Source organism: Paenarthrobacter sp. (genome assembly GCF_031180005.1).
Classification (GTDB): domain Bacteria; phylum Actinomycetota; class Actinomycetes; order Actinomycetales; family Micrococcaceae; genus Arthrobacter.
The window spans coordinates 15663-29280 of record NZ_JAPSHI010000030.1; the positions used below are offsets into that span (position 1 = coordinate 15663).

Below are 13618 nucleotides of genomic sequence, written 5' to 3' on the forward strand. Positions count from 1 at the left end.
TGATGAGGGATTTAGTGGTGGGAATTCAGTTGTGGTGTTGAGATGCGGGCGATGCGGAGGGCTGCGGAAGCCGCCAAGAGGCAAAGGAGTTCAACGCCCATGAGGTCGAGCATGGCTGTTTGGTGACCAGCTACGGAGGCGCCCCGGTTGTCATCGTGGTGCCCGTTGCCAGGCCCCAACAGCAGGACCAGGTGGATGAGGATCATCACCGCGCTCATCGCCAAGAGATGGCCGGCGGCACGCGGCACCGCCTGCCGGGAGTAGAGCCGGGACCGATTGCGGGAACAGGCCATGGGAGCCGCGCAGGTCAAGCACGCAGCACCCATCGCCACCATCCACCAGGCCATGGCTCCTGCCGGACTACTTGCCGCCGCCGTCACGTGGGCTATGGCACTGCCCGTAGCGGCAACGCCCACCAGGCCCGCAGGAATGGGCATGGTTTTGCCGAGCCGCCTGGGGAGGCGGGATTGCTGGTTCATGGTTCTCCTGGTCGCCGGCGACGTTTGGGTCAAGGACTTTACGCCAGCCTGTGAGGTGGGTAACATCAAAGCGTTGGTTGAACAGTTGTATCATCAAAAAACGACTTCAGGAAGTGCCATGACCCTTCAGACCACCCCCTTGGCCGCAACGACGCAGGCTCCGCTGGGGCAGCATCCGCTTGAGCAGCTCTCGGCAGAGGAGATCCATCAGGCCCGCCGGATTCTGGCAGACGCCGGCCTCGTCGCAGAGACCACCCGCTTCGCCTACCTCGGCCTGATCGAACCGCCCAAGGCCGCCTTTCAGGGAGATGTCGCAGATTCCCCTCGCTTGGTCCGGACCATGCTTTGGGACGCGGCACAATCGCGTTCCCTCGATGTCAGACTGTCCCTGACCACCGGACTCGTCCTTGATACGCGGGAATTGAACCCCGCAATTGATGGCCAGTTGCCGGTCCTGCTGGAGGAATTCGGGATCATCGAGGACATCCTGGCTGTAGATCCACAGTGGAACGCAGCACTGGCCAGCCGTGGACTGACCCCGGCGCAGGTCCGTGTAGCTCCCCTCTCAGCAGGCGTCTTCGAGTACGGGAACGAGGAAGGCAAACGACTTCTTCGCGGCCTCGGATTCCGCCAGGACCACGCCGCGGACCACCCGTGGGCCCACCCGATTGACGGGTTGGTGGCCTTCGTGGATGTGGAAAACCGCCGAGTCAACCACTTGATCGACGACGGCCCCGTGCCGGTCCCGGAGGTCAACGGCAACTACACCGACCCCACAATTCACGGCGAGCTCCGCACGGACTTGAAGCCGATAGAGATCACCCAGCCAGAAGGTCCCAGCTTCACGTTGGAGGGCAATCACTTGTCATGGGCAGGCTGGGATCTACGCGTAGGCTTCGACGCCCGCGAAGGATTGGTGCTCCACCAGCTGCACCACTCGCACCAGGGACGGCGTCGGCCAGTGGTCCACCGCGCGTCCATCTCCGAAATGGTGGTCCCGTATGGCGATCCTTCCCCTTATAGGAGCTGGCAGAACTACTTTGATTCCGGCGAGTACCTGGTGGGCCGCGACGCCAACTCGCTTAAGCTGGGTTGCGACTGCTTGGGTGACATCACGTACATGTCCCCGGTGGTGGCTGATGATTTCGGCAATCCCCGCGTAATCGACAACGGCATCTGCATCCACGAGGAAGACGCGGGAATCCTGTGGAAGCACACGGACGAGTGGGCCGGCTCCAACGAGGTTCGACGCAACCGCAGGCTGGTGGTCTCCTTCTTCACTACCGTAGGGAACTACGATTACGGCTTCTACTGGTACCTCTACCTGGACGGCACCATCGAGTTTGAGGCGAAGGCCACGGGCATTGTGTTCACAGCAGCACTACCGAATAAGAACTACGCCTACGCTTCGGAGATCGCTCCGGGCCTCGGCGCCCCCTACCACCAGCACCTCTTCAGCGCCCGGCTGGACATGATGATCGACGGCGACACGAACCGGGTTGAGGAACTGGACCTGGTGCGCCTTCCCAAGGGACCGGGAAACCCGCACGGCAACGCCTTCACCCAGAAGCGCACAGTGCTGTCCCGCGAGTCGGAGGCAGTCCGCGATGCCGATGGCACCACGGGAAGGGTATGGCACATCAGCAATCCCGACTCCTTGAACCACCTTGGCCACCCCGTGGGCTACACCCTCTATCCGGAGGGCAATCCCACGTTGGCCATGGCCGATGATTCCTCCATCGCTTCGCGGGCCGCTTTCGCCAAACACCACCTGTGGGTCACGCAGCACGCCGAGGACGAGCTCTACGCCGCCGGCGACTTCGTCAACCAGCACCCCGGAGGTGCCGGGCTTCCCAGCTACGTGGCCCAGGACCGGGACATCGATGGCCAGGACCTCGTTCTGTGGCACTCCTTTGGCCTGACCCACTTCCCCCGCCCCGAGGACTGGCCCATCATGCCCGTTGACACCACCGGCTTCACGCTGAAGCCACACGGTTTCTTCGATCAGAACCCCACGCTCAACGTGCCTTCCTCTGCCACCGGGCATTGCGCTCCTGCCGATCAAAGCGGCGGCGGCTGCGGACACTGACGGTTTCACCCGCGCCCACCATTGCGGGAGGGCGCCCCGGCGTTCCCGCAGTGGTAGGGTGCTCACGGTCCCGCCATGGCCACCCGCCCGAATTGAAGGAGCAGCATGCCTCGCTTGGTTGATCACGAGGAACGTCGCCGTTCCATCATCGAGACCACGTGGCGGCTGATTGCTGAGCAGGGCATCGAGAACGCCAGCATGCGGGATATCGCCCGGGAGTGCGGCTACGCGGCACCGGGGGTGCTGGCCCACTATTTCCCCAATAAGGACGCCCTGCTGCTGGCGTCCTACGAGTTGATCTGCGAGCGAACCAACGAACGCATCGCGGCTGGTACCGCCGGCCGCCGCGGGCTTCCGGCCCTTCGGAGGTTGTGCCTGGAAATCATCCCGGCCGACCCCCTCACAGTGGTGGAAGCCCGGGTTGCGGTTTCGTTCTGGCAGCGCGCGCAGACGGAGGACGCGCTGCGCTCCGTCGGCAGGGAGGCCCTGTTGCACTGGCGCGGGCTGGTGATGGGTTTCCTTGCCCAAGCAGAGCACGACGGCGCATGCGAACCTTTGGCGGACCCGGATGCGGTGGCCGATGAGCTGCTGAACCTCATGATGGGCCTGCACGTGACCTCCATGCTGGATCCGGATGCCGTTACTGGTTCCCGGCAGCGGCACCTGGTGGAGCGTGCCCTTGCGCGCTTGGCTGTCCGGAAACAGCCCGCCTAGCTTCGGACCGAGCGCGCAGCAACTATTTGGTGCCGCACCGCCTGCGCTACCGCCCGCACCCTGGCCGTGGGGCGGTGAGACCTGAGGTGGGCCAGAACTGTCTTCAATTCCGGCACCTCGTCGCGGATTTCGACGGCGGCGAGCTGGCCGCCGTCGTACGTCAACTGGTGTTGCGGCCGCTGGTGCAGGATTGAATAGCCGAGGCCCCGGGCCACGAAAGTACGCACTGTTTCATAGCTGGCCGAACGGAACCTGACGTCGGGTTCCCGGCCACCGAGCCTGGCGATGGAGAGCATGAGGTCGCGGGTGTGCGGCAAGTCCAGCAGCACGAAGGGTTCATCGCTCAATGCGGACAGCTGAACTGTCTTTGACCCGGCCAGCTTATGGTCTGGTGGAAGTGCCACATAGGGCCTGACGGTATCCACCACCGAACTGGCTATCGCTTCGGGAAGGTCGAGGTCGTAGCACAGCGCCAAATCCGCTTGGCCACTGAGCAACGCGGCGATGCAGCCCGAAGTATCGGTTTCGATGACTTCCGCTTCGAGGGCGGTGTGGTCTTCCCGCAATTTCGTCAGGACACCGGGCAGCAGGAAGGGCGCCAGCGTGCTGAAGCAGGCAACACGGATCCGACCGGAGACGCTTTGGTGTTCACCCCGTGCGTGGTCAATGCTTTCCTCAACCTGAGCCAGGATGGCTTGGGCGTCCCTGACGAACAGCTCGCCTGCCGGTGTGAGCACCAGGCCTTTTGAGCGCTGCCTGATGAAGAACTGTGTTCCAACGTGCCGCTCCAGCTGAGCGATGGCCGCTGAGACTGCCGATTGGGCCACGTTGAGCCGAACGGCTGCCCCTGTCATGGACAGCTGGGCTGCCGCTTCCACGAAGTAGCGCAACTGCGTGAGTGTCACATCCATGAGAAGAGGCTACTCCATTCATCGGAAAAGTCGATGCAATCGTTCTAAAAGAACTGTTGGACAGATTTAGAGCACCACAGGAAGCTGAAGAAGACGAGCACGCGTCCAAGAACTGAAAGGCAAGCCGCGACATGAAGCACCACCGTATCCGTACGTTCAACACGAAAGAGACCTATCCCGAGCAGAACCTGGACAACGATCTGTGCCAGGCCGTGGTGGCCAATGGCGTGGTTTACCTCCGGGGCCAAATCGGACAGGACCTTGAGACGCGCGAGTCCGTGGGCATTGGCGACGTCGAAGCCCAAACGGAGAAGGCCATGGCCAACATCGACATGTTGCTCAAGGAGGCGGGCAGCAGCCTTGAAGACATCGTCAAAGTCACCGTCTACCTCATCGATCCCCGTTACCGCGAAACCGTCTACCGCACCATGGGCCGCTGGCTCAAAGGCGTTTTCCCCGTCTCTACGGGCATTGTGGTCCAGGCCTTGGCCCGTCCGGAGTGGCTCGTGGAAATTGACGCCACTGCCGTGCTCTCCGCGGGTACCTCGGAGGGGCGGTCATGACATTCAGCATCGCGGCCACAGACGGCAGCGGCAGGTTCGGCATAGCGGTCTCCTCGTCCTCACCCGCTGTTGCCGCCCGGTGCGCGCACCTGCGCGACGGAATCGGCGCCGTTAGCTCCCAGAACATCACCGATCCCCGGCTGGGAACAGCGTTACTCGACCGCCTGCAGGCGGGCTATTCCGCGCAAGAGGCGATTGACGCCGTCGTGCAGGAATCAACTGCCGTGGAATATCGCCAGCTGGTGGTCCTGGACGCAAGCGGCGGATCCGCAGTGTTCAGTGGTGAACATACCCTTGGCGTGGTTGGCGAGGGCCGGGGTGCAAACAGTGTGGCTGCCGGCAACATGCTCGCTCATCCGGGTGTTGCCCAGGCCCTCTGCGACGCCTTTGAAGCTACAGCCGGGGAACTTGAAGTGCGGCTGATGGCTTCCCTTCGTGCGGCCGAAGCAGCCGGTGGCGAAGCCGGACCCGTGCGGTCGGCCGGCATTTCGGTGGTGTCCGGACACGGCTGGAGGGATACGGACCTGCGTGTGGACTGGCATGACCACCCGATCGAGCAACTGGAGGAGCTCCTGCACGTCTGGCTGCCGCAGCGGGAGGACTACGTAGTTCGCGGCTTGGACCCCGCCGCTTCCGTGAGTTATGGGGTGGCCGGCGATGAGCGCTGAACCGGCAACCACCACCAATCCGGCGGTTCAGCGCCAACGGGTGCTGGATTCCGTCACCGCACAGCAGCCCCACCTGATCCGACTCTCGGAAACCCTGCACGCCAACCCTGAGCTCGGCTGGCAGGAACATCGTGCCGCCGACTGGACCGCGGAGTACCTATCCCTGCACGGCTTCGAGGTGGAAAGGGAGTACCTGGGCTTCCCCACCGCCATCCGCGCTGTTTTCGGAACAGGCTCCCGCCGCGTTGGACTCATGGCCGAGTACGACGCCCTTCCAGGCCTCGGCCACGCATGCGGCCACAACATCATCACGGCCGTCTCGTGCGGTGCCGCCGTGGCCTTGGCACAGTTCGCAGCCGAACACGATCTGACCGTGGAACTCTACGGAACCCCGGCAGAAGAAGGCGGCGGCGGAAAGATCGAGCTGCTCAAAAAGGGTGCCTTCCGTGGCCTGAACCTGGCCATGATGGCACATCCCAGCCCCGTCGACTCCGCCGAGGCCCGCCCCTACGCGGTGGCCCACAACCATGTGGAATATAGGGGCAAATCAGCCCACGCAGCTGCGTATCCCGATCAAGGCGTCAATGCCAACGACGCCTTCATTATTGCCCAGGTGGCTTTGGGCCTCCTCCGCCAACAGCTGCCTCCCGGTACCAGGGTCCATGGCATTCAAACACGCGGCGGCGAAGCACCCAACGCGATCCCTGAAAAGACAGAGGGCCGCTGGTACGTCCGTGCTGAATCACTTGCCCGGTTGGGTGAACTGGAAGAGCGCGTCCAGCGGTGTTTCGAAGCCGGGGCTGTGGCATCCGGCTGCGAGTTGTCGGTGACTCCGGAATCGGAACCGTACTCGGAGTTCCGCACGGACGAGCGGGCACTGGAGCTGTACGTGAAGCATGCGAAGGCTCTTGGCCGCGACTTCAACGCCCCGCCTGAGCAAGCCACCATGAACCGGGCTTCCACGGACATGGGGAATGTTTCCCAAGTGGTTCCGGCAATCCACCCCTATATAGGACTTGGCTGTTTCCCGGCGGCCAACCACCAACCCGAGTTCGCCGCGCATTGCGTCGGTGACGCAGCCAACCTTGCCATTCACGACGGCGCAGCCGCCTTGGCGCTCACGGCACTGGACTACCTGGCAACGTAGCCAGGAGTCCGGTGTCGGGAGCATTTCCAGGAAAAGGACCATGACACAACAAGAATCTTCTCCCTGCCCGGGAGTACGACGAGAGCACGACAGCCTCGGGGACGCAGACGTTCCCGAGGCTTCCTACTGGGGCATCAGCACGCACCGGGCCGTAGACAACTTCCCCGTCAGCGGACGAACCATCGGCACCCTGCGTTCCCTCATCTGGAGCCTGGGTGCCGTGAAATACTCAGCGGCACGGGCAAACGAAAGCCTGGGCCTCCTTCATCCGGACAAATCCGCAGCCATCCAGAAGGCTTCCTTGGAGGTCATGGATGGTCTCTTGGATGACCAGTTCGTGGTGGACACCATCCAAGGCGGTGCCGGGACCAGCACCAACATGAACGCCAACGAGGTGATTGCCAACCGTGCCCTGGAGCTGATGGGTCACGGCAAGGGAGACTACTCTGCGCTTCATCCCATTGATGATGTGAACCGCAGCCAGTCCACCAACGACGTCTATCCGACGGCCATCAAAATTGCACTGCAGCGGGAAATAACAAAATTCTGTGCGGAGCACTCCAGGCTCATCCAAGCATTTGACGCGAAGGCCGCGGAGTTCGCCGGAATCATCAAAGTGGGCCGCACCCAACTGCAGGACGCTGTGCCCATGTCCATGGGGCAGGAGTTCGGGGCATTCGCCGACACCCTCCGTGAGGATGGCCAACGGCTCCTTGAACTCCTTCCCCACCTGCGGGAATCAAACCTTGGAGCCACCGCCATCGGGACCGGCATCACTGCCTCCCCCGGCTACCGGGAAGCGGTGATCAGCGAGCTCAGTTCCATCACGGGATTGCAGCTCAGCTCCGCGACCAACCTCGTGGAGGCAACCAGCGATACAGGCGTCTTCATGCTCGTCTCCGGCGTCCTGAAGAGGGCAGCGGTGAAGCTCTCCAAGATCTGCAATGACCTCCGTTTGCTCTCCTCCGGTCCGCAGACGGGGTTTGGAGAGATACTCCTGCCCGCAGTGCAGGCCGGGTCCTCCATCATGCCCGGGAAGGTCAACCCGGTCATCCCGGAAATGGTCAACCAGGTTGCCTTCCGGGTGATTGGCGCGGATGCCACCGTGACCATGGCCGTGGAGGCAGGGCAGCTCCAGCTCAATGCCTTCGAGCCTGTCATTGCTGACGCTTTGCTTGAGTCGATCGCCTGGCTTACTGTGGCCTGCCGCCAACTCCGGACACACTGCGTGGACGGCATCACTGCGAACACGCAGCTGCTGCAGCAACGGATGGTGGAGTCCATCAGCGTCGTCACCGGATTGGCACCCTTGATCGGATACGCCGCCGCTGCAGAACTGGCCAAGGAGGCCCTCGCTAGCCATCGAGGCATTGCTGAACTAGTGATTGAACGCGGACTGCTTGACCCTCAGAAAATGGAGGCGGCTCTTTCGGCCAGGTCGCTTGCGGGGCTCGGCTAAAGCCAACCAGAGCAGAAAGGGGACCACGCCTGCTTGGCGTGGTCCCCTTTTGCGGCTCTGGCGTCAGACGGCTCCGCTCGCCACCAGGGCATTCTGCTCGTTGTGGGTCAGGTAGCTCCGTTGGATGGTGATCTGGTCGGCCACGTACTTGGCGTCGTGCCAGACGCCCCAGATGAAGCTGGATCCACGGCGGGACTGCCATGGCAGGCCCAGGAAGTAGACGCCGGGCTCGGTGGAGACACCGCGTTGCTGCAACGGCTTTCCTTTGTCATCGAAAGCGTCCACTTGAAGCCAGCCGTAGTCCACTGCGAAGCCTGTTGCCCACACGATGGAGGTGACTCCAGCCGCGGCGAGGTCCAGCTCATGGATGGGGTTGGTGAGGCTCTCCGGGTCCGGCCTGAGGAAACGGGCCTCGGGCTCCTCAGGAAGATCCAGGCCGTTACGTTCAACGTACGCGTCGGCTTCGTCCAGCAACTCCAGGTAGTGTGCGTCACCGTTCGCGATGTTGGTGCGGAGGTCGTCCGCGAAGCGCATTGTGCCGTCCTGGATCTCCAGGGTCCGCCCCACGAGCTTGATTCCGTTCTCGGCGAGCGCCCGGAAATCCACGGTGTGGCCGCCTTCTGCCCCGCTGACCGCGATGGTCACGTGTTCGGCGCCCAGTGCCGGGGTGGAGGCGTCCCACTTGCCCAGCACACCCAGCCACCAGCAGAAGTCCCGGCCACGGTAGTTCCGCGGGGGCCGGTCGTGGGGGCCAACGGAAAGGTACACCTGCCGGCCTGAACGCTGGATTTCCGCGGCGATCTGGACGCCGGAGGAACCGGCGCCCACCACCAGTACGGCACCTTGGGGCAGTTGGCCGGGGTTGCGGTACGAGCTTGAGTGCATCTGCATGAGTCCGGCGGTTTCGGGAACGACGGCGGGGATTACCGGCCGCTGGAACGGCCCTGTGGCGGCTACTACGTAGCGTGCGTTGTACTCCCCATCGGATGTTTGTACGTGGAAGCCTGGCGCTCCGGCGTTCCTGCGCACGGACTTTACTTCCACGCCGCAGCGGATGGGCGCGCCGATCTTCCCGGCGTACGCCACGAAGTAGTCGGCTACCTGCTCCTTGGATGGGAACGAGCCGGGCTCGATGTCGGTGAATTCCAGGCCCGGGAAACGATCGTGCCAGGCAGGCCCATTGGCAACCAGGGAATCCCACCTCATTGAACGCCACCGCTCAGCAATGCGGTGGCGTTCAAGAACGATATGGGGAATTCCCCGCTCGCTTAGGTGCTCGCTCATCGCTACCCCGGCCTGGCCTGCCCCTACGACGAGGACCTCAACCTCTTGGCTTGACATGTGATCTCCTATATGGCGAAAGGTCGCCCTTTTCTGTGACGGTTAATTCATTCTCACGTGCCCAAAGTGCATCTGCATAGTGAATAAAACCGCACAACCACATCGGAAATTACGATGATTGGCCAAGGGGACCACGTCGTCTTTTAGCGGGAGAGCTCCTCCAACAACTCCAAGACGTGCCGGTACTGGGAGCCCGTGGCGCGCGTCATGCCAAGCTCGCAGGTCCGGTTGCAGGAGGCGTGGGCAGCAGCATGCGTGTCCGCTACGTCCGTTGCCTGGCGTGCGGTTGCCGATGCCGTCAGTTCCGGATGCAACATGCCCCTATCGCCGGCGAACGCACAACAACCCCAGTTTTCTGGAATGTCCACACGATCCGCCACTGCACCGGCCACCACGCTGAGAGCATCGTTCAGGCCCATCCGCGTAGACGAACAGGTGGGATGCAGCGCCAAAGAACCAAGCTTTTCGTACTCGGGCAGGCGAGGCAGGATCCGTTCGGCTGCGAAGTCCACAGCGTCCACAATGCGCAAGGGAAGCTGATCCTCCGCCGGGACTTCGGATTCCACCGCATGGCGCAGGCCTTCCGTACAGGATGACGCATCGCACACGATAGGTAGCTCACCATCACGGGTTGCTTGACGAAGCGCTGCCAAGGTTTTTGCTCTCATGGTTTCCTGGCCGTCGGCCATCCCCTTGGAGGACCATGGCGTTCCACAACACAGGCCGTCAATGCCTTGCGGCACCCAGAGGGTGAGGCCTACCCGGGCAGAAAGCTGCTCGAAGCTGTACTGCACCCCCTGGCCTGGCGATTGAGGAGACACACCTGCCGGACCGAACATGGTGTTCACGCAGGCAGGAAAGTACACCGCATCCACGTGCCCTGCAGGGATCGGGCGTTTCCGCGCTGACCCTCCGCCCGGCAGTTCCGGGGAATAGAGAGGTACGGTATCTGCTCCCAAGACGGCCCTCGCTGCCTTGTTGGGCGGCGTGATGACGGCCGCTGGAAGCTTGTCCACTACTGTCAGCGCAAGAGCCGCTCCCCGGCTGACACCTTCCCAATGCTTGGCGGCGGCGTTCCACGCACCGTTGGCGAGTTTGCCGGCGTCGTTCCTTCTCAGGCGCTTCACCAGTGAACCTGTGTTGATGTCCACCGGGCAGGCGGTTTGGCACATGCCGTCCACGGCGCAGGTGTCCACCGACTCGTACCCGTAGTCCCGCTCGAGCTCTTTCACCAAGGCCATGTCCCCGGCCAACCTCGCAGATTCGATGGCACGCAGTGTGACGATCCTCTGGCGCGGGGTGAGGGTGATGTCCTTGCTGGGACAAACCGGCTCGCAATAGCCACAGGAAACGCAGCGGTCCACTTCCTCCGCTACCGCCGGTGCCGTCTTGATGTGCCGGAGGTGGGCAGTCGGGTCCTCCTCCATCACCACCCCCGGGTTGAGCACGCCTGTGGGGTCGAAGAGGTGCTTGATGGTGCGCATGACGTCGTAGAGCTCGTCGCCGTACTGTCGGCGAACAAAAGGCGCCATGACCCGCCCCGTGCCGTGCTCCGCCTTCAGCGATCCTCCTTCGGCAAGGACCAGGTCCACCATGTCCTCGGTGAAGGCGCTGTAACGGTCCAGTTCGGACGTCGAGGCAAAACCGTCCGTCAGCATGAAGTGGACGTTGCCATCCTTGGCATGGCCGAAGATCACGCTGTTGCTGTAGCCGTACTTTTCAAAGAGCCCGATGAGGCCCCGACAGGTGCGGCCCAGCACGGGCACCGGCACCACAATGTCTTCCAACAGAGCCGTGGTGCCTTGAGGACGCGCCCCGGCCACGGAGGCATAGAGTCCCTTCCGCAGCTGCCACAACTGACCGCGCTCCCTAGCGTCTGCGGTGAATTGCGCAGGAGCCGACAGGCCAAGGCCCGTCAGGATTTCCGAACCGCCGACCTGAAGCTCTTCCAGTTGGCCGGCACTCCCCGCGGAGTATTCCACCAGAAGGGCGGCATGGTCCCGGACCGCAATGTCATGCACGACGGCGGGCGTTCCCTTGAGCGTCTGGCCCACCTTGAGTGACAGGGCGTCCATGAGTTCGATGGTTGCAGCTCCCGTGTCCACCAGCGCGGGCAGGGCAGCGTTTGCTGCCTCAAGGTCGGGGAAGACCAAGAGGCCTGCTGCAGCGTGCTGTAGCCGCGGAATGGTGCGGAAGACTGCCTCGGCGACGAATCCCAGGGTGCCTTCACTGCCGATGATCAGGTGCGCCAGGATGTCTACCGGGTTCCGGAAGTCCAGCAGGGAGTTCAGCCCATAGCCCATGGTGTTCTTCATGGAAAACTGCTGCCGGATCCTCTGCACGGAGTCCGGGTTGTTCCGGACCCTCTCGGCCAGCAGGGCCAGTCCCTGATACAGATCCGGCTCAACGGCGAGGAGCCTCTGCTCGGCGTCCGGCGCGCCAGTGTTCATCACCGTCCCCGACGGCAGCACTACGGTCAATGACTCCAACGTGCGGTACGTGTTGTCCACGGTGCCGCAGTTCATACCGGAGGAGTTGTTTGCTACTACCCCGCCGATGGTGCACGCAGCTTCACTGGCCGGATCAGGCCCGAACTTCCGACCGTAACGCGCGAGTCTGGCATTGAGTGCCCGAACGGTGACGCCAGGCTGGACACGGACCCGGGCGCCGTCGTCGAGCACTTCAATATCCCGGAAGTTCCGGCGAACATCCACCAGCACGCCATCGGTGACAGCCTGCCCGCTCAAGCTGGTACCGCCGGAGCGGAATGTCAGCGGCACTCCCTGGGCTGCGCTGGCACGCAGCAACCCACCAACGTCCGCAGCGCTCTTCGCCGTGACCACCGCCTGCGGAATCAACAGGAAATGCGAAGCATCGTGGGCATGCGCATGGCGATCGATTGCCCGAGTACTCACAGCGGCCGGATCCTGCACCGCAGCACGGAAGCTTGAGAGGTCAAGAGAAGCCACTAGGGCACCATCCAATCCAGTACGGGAGTGGATTGCATTATGTCAGCAGCTCGGCTGCCCTACGGGACGGTGACCACAATTTTCCCGCGCGTATGCCCTTCCATGTTGAGCCGGAAAGCATCAGCAGCCTCAGCCAATGGCAGTGCGGTAGCCACTTCCACCCGAATTTTGTGCTCGTCCACCAGGTCGGCGAGCTGCTGCAGTTCGGTCCCCACGGGATTGACCCACATCCAGGTGCCGCCGTGGCCTTCCACCTCGCTATCGGCGATAGACGCATGCCGTCCGTTGCTGGTTAGCACCTCCAGCGTTGCTTCAAGATTGCCGCCTACAAAGTCTGCCACGACGTCCACTCCATCCGGACGCAGCGTCTTCACCCGGTCAGCGAGCCCCTCGCCATAAGCAACAGGTTCGGCACCCAGCGACCGCAGGAAGTCGTGGTTCTTCTCCGACGCCGTGGCGATCACCTTCGCGCCACGCGCCACTGCGATCTGAATACCAAGTGACCCGACTCCGCCGGACCCGCCGTGGATCAGCACAGTCTCACCCGACGACAGACCCAAGCGATTGAGGACCTGGAAAGCGGTGAGCCCGGCCAAGGGAAGCCCTGCCGACTCGTTCCATTCCAATGACTCCGGCTTGCGGGCGAGCAGCCGCTCCGGCAGTGCGATGTACTCGGCGAAACTGCCGCCGTGGACGTAGTCCTTGCGGCCATAGGAGATGACTTCATCACCGGGCTTGAAGTGCGGAGCGTCAATACCCACAGCTTCAACTACGCCCGCAACATCCCAGCCGGGGATCGCCGGAAATTGGAGGTCCATGAATGAGTCCAGGTAGCCGGCCATGATTTTCCAGTCCACCGGGTTTACCGACGCCGCCTTCACCTTGACCAACACCATTCCCGGCCCAACCTTTGGCCTGGGCTGCTCGGTCAGTTCCAGGACGTCGGGGGTTCCGTATTTGCTATAAGTAATTGCCTTCATATGAGCGCCAACTCCCGTTTAGTGCCGCGTATTCCGCTGAGGCACGACGACGGCCTGCGCCTAGTCGAAAAAGCCGACAATGTACCCGATGAAGAACAGCAGCGACATCAGCACTACGACACCGATGGCCGCCAGCCACAGGAACTGCGTGCCCTTCCTGGGGCCGCCCTCGCCATGGCCCTGCGGACCGGCTGTTGACGACTCGCCGGGAGGGGTTTCTCCAGGGGGCACTCCCCCGCCCGGCTCCAAGCCGGTGATTTTGTCCTCATACGGGTCGGGGTTGCTTCCGGACACATTC

12 protein-coding genes are annotated in these 13618 nt (G+C 62.9%); 6 read left to right on the top strand and 6 right to left on the bottom strand.

The window, feature by feature from the left end; translation table 11 throughout:
• Window positions 1-11 precede the first annotated feature (11 nt).
• Entirely contained in the window at window positions 12-479 is a 468-nt protein-coding gene (locus RIF72_RS17270; RefSeq protein ID WP_309076062.1) for a hypothetical protein, read from the bottom strand.
• 118 nt (window positions 480-597) lie between these two features.
• Here RIF72_RS17270 and RIF72_RS17275 point away from each other — a divergent pair, with 118 nt between their 5' ends.
• Window positions 598-2568, top strand: a complete 1971-nt coding sequence (locus tag RIF72_RS17275; protein WP_309076063.1) for a primary-amine oxidase — start codon at window positions 598-600, stop codon at window positions 2566-2568.
• Between the two features lie 105 nt (window positions 2569-2673).
• Entirely contained in the window at window positions 2674-3282 is a 609-nt protein-coding gene (locus RIF72_RS17280; RefSeq protein WP_309076064.1) for a TetR/AcrR family transcriptional regulator, read from the top strand.
• On the opposite strand, the gene RIF72_RS17285 is transcribed toward RIF72_RS17280, so the two are convergent.
• The gene (locus RIF72_RS17285) at window positions 3279-4193 is read right to left on the bottom strand and encodes a LysR substrate-binding domain-containing protein (protein WP_309076065.1); all 915 of its coding nucleotides are present in this window, start codon (window positions 4191-4193) and stop codon (window positions 3279-3281) included. The two genes, RIF72_RS17280 and RIF72_RS17285, sit on opposite strands and share 4 nt — an antisense overlap.
• 131 nt (window positions 4194-4324) lie before the next feature.
• Between RIF72_RS17285 and RIF72_RS17290 the strand changes: the two genes are divergently transcribed.
• The 4 genes from RIF72_RS17290 to RIF72_RS17305 are packed head-to-tail and all read left to right on the top strand — an operon-like array spanning window position 4325 to window position 8030.
• The gene (locus RIF72_RS17290) at window positions 4325-4756 is read left to right on the top strand and encodes a RidA family protein (RefSeq protein ID WP_309076066.1); all 432 of its coding nucleotides are present in this window, start codon (window positions 4325-4327) and stop codon (window positions 4754-4756) included.
• The gene (locus tag RIF72_RS17295; RefSeq protein ID WP_309076067.1) at window positions 4753-5424 is read left to right on the top strand and encodes a DUF1028 domain-containing protein; all 672 of its coding nucleotides are present in this window, start codon (window positions 4753-4755) and stop codon (window positions 5422-5424) included. The genes RIF72_RS17290 and RIF72_RS17295 overlap by 4 nt, the downstream gene beginning before the upstream one ends.
• Window positions 5414-6571, top strand: a complete 1158-nt coding sequence (locus RIF72_RS17300; RefSeq protein WP_309076068.1) for a M20 family metallopeptidase — start codon at window positions 5414-5416, stop codon at window positions 6569-6571. The genes RIF72_RS17295 and RIF72_RS17300 overlap by 11 nt, the downstream gene beginning before the upstream one ends.
• A gap of 40 nt (window positions 6572-6611) precedes the next feature.
• A complete protein-coding gene (locus RIF72_RS17305) occupies window positions 6612-8030 on the top strand; it encodes an aspartate ammonia-lyase (protein ID WP_309076069.1) in 1419 nt (472 codons plus the stop codon).
• A gap of 63 nt (window positions 8031-8093) precedes the next feature.
• On the opposite strand, the gene RIF72_RS17310 is transcribed toward RIF72_RS17305, so the two are convergent.
• From RIF72_RS17310 to RIF72_RS17325, 4 genes are all read right to left on the bottom strand, one after another.
• The gene (locus tag RIF72_RS17310) at window positions 8094-9371 is read right to left on the bottom strand and encodes an NAD(P)/FAD-dependent oxidoreductase (protein ID WP_309076070.1); all 1278 of its coding nucleotides are present in this window, start codon (window positions 9369-9371) and stop codon (window positions 8094-8096) included.
• 143 nt (window positions 9372-9514) lie between these two features.
• Entirely contained in the window at window positions 9515-12340 is a 2826-nt protein-coding gene (locus RIF72_RS17315) for an FAD-binding and (Fe-S)-binding domain-containing protein (RefSeq protein WP_309076071.1), read from the bottom strand.
• A gap of 59 nt (window positions 12341-12399) precedes the next feature.
• The gene (locus tag RIF72_RS17320; RefSeq protein ID WP_309076072.1) at window positions 12400-13320 is read right to left on the bottom strand and encodes an NADP-dependent oxidoreductase; all 921 of its coding nucleotides are present in this window, start codon (window positions 13318-13320) and stop codon (window positions 12400-12402) included.
• A 60-nt stretch (window positions 13321-13380) separates the two neighbouring features.
• Entirely contained in the window at window positions 13381-13614 is a 234-nt protein-coding gene (locus RIF72_RS17325; protein ID WP_309076073.1) for a DUF6480 family protein, read from the bottom strand.
• Window positions 13615-13618 lie beyond the last annotated feature (4 nt).

What these genes read in the sequence shown, in the direction of transcription:
- RIF72_RS17270 (WP_309076062.1), bottom strand. Translation starts at nt 479, where the DNA reads ATGAACCAGCAATCCCGCCTCCCCAGGCGGCTCGGCAAAACCATGCCC.
- RIF72_RS17275 (WP_309076063.1), top strand. Translation starts at nt 598, where the DNA reads ATGACCCTTCAGACCACCCCCTTGGCCGCAACGACGCAGGCTCCGCTG.
- RIF72_RS17280 (WP_309076064.1), top strand. Translation starts at nt 2,674, where the DNA reads ATGCCTCGCTTGGTTGATCACGAGGAACGTCGCCGTTCCATCATCGAG.
- RIF72_RS17285 (WP_309076065.1), bottom strand. Translation starts at nt 4,193, where the DNA reads ATGGATGTGACACTCACGCAGTTGCGCTACTTCGTGGAAGCGGCAGCC.
- RIF72_RS17290 (WP_309076066.1), top strand. Translation starts at nt 4,325, where the DNA reads ATGAAGCACCACCGTATCCGTACGTTCAACACGAAAGAGACCTATCCC.
- RIF72_RS17295 (WP_309076067.1), top strand. Translation starts at nt 4,753, where the DNA reads ATGACATTCAGCATCGCGGCCACAGACGGCAGCGGCAGGTTCGGCATA.
- RIF72_RS17300 (WP_309076068.1), top strand. Translation starts at nt 5,414, where the DNA reads ATGAGCGCTGAACCGGCAACCACCACCAATCCGGCGGTTCAGCGCCAA.
- RIF72_RS17305 (WP_309076069.1), top strand. Translation starts at nt 6,612, where the DNA reads ATGACACAACAAGAATCTTCTCCCTGCCCGGGAGTACGACGAGAGCAC.
- RIF72_RS17310 (WP_309076070.1), bottom strand. Translation starts at nt 9,371, where the DNA reads ATGTCAAGCCAAGAGGTTGAGGTCCTCGTCGTAGGGGCAGGCCAGGCC.
- RIF72_RS17320 (WP_309076072.1), bottom strand. Translation starts at nt 13,320, where the DNA reads ATGAAGGCAATTACTTATAGCAAATACGGAACCCCCGACGTCCTGGAA.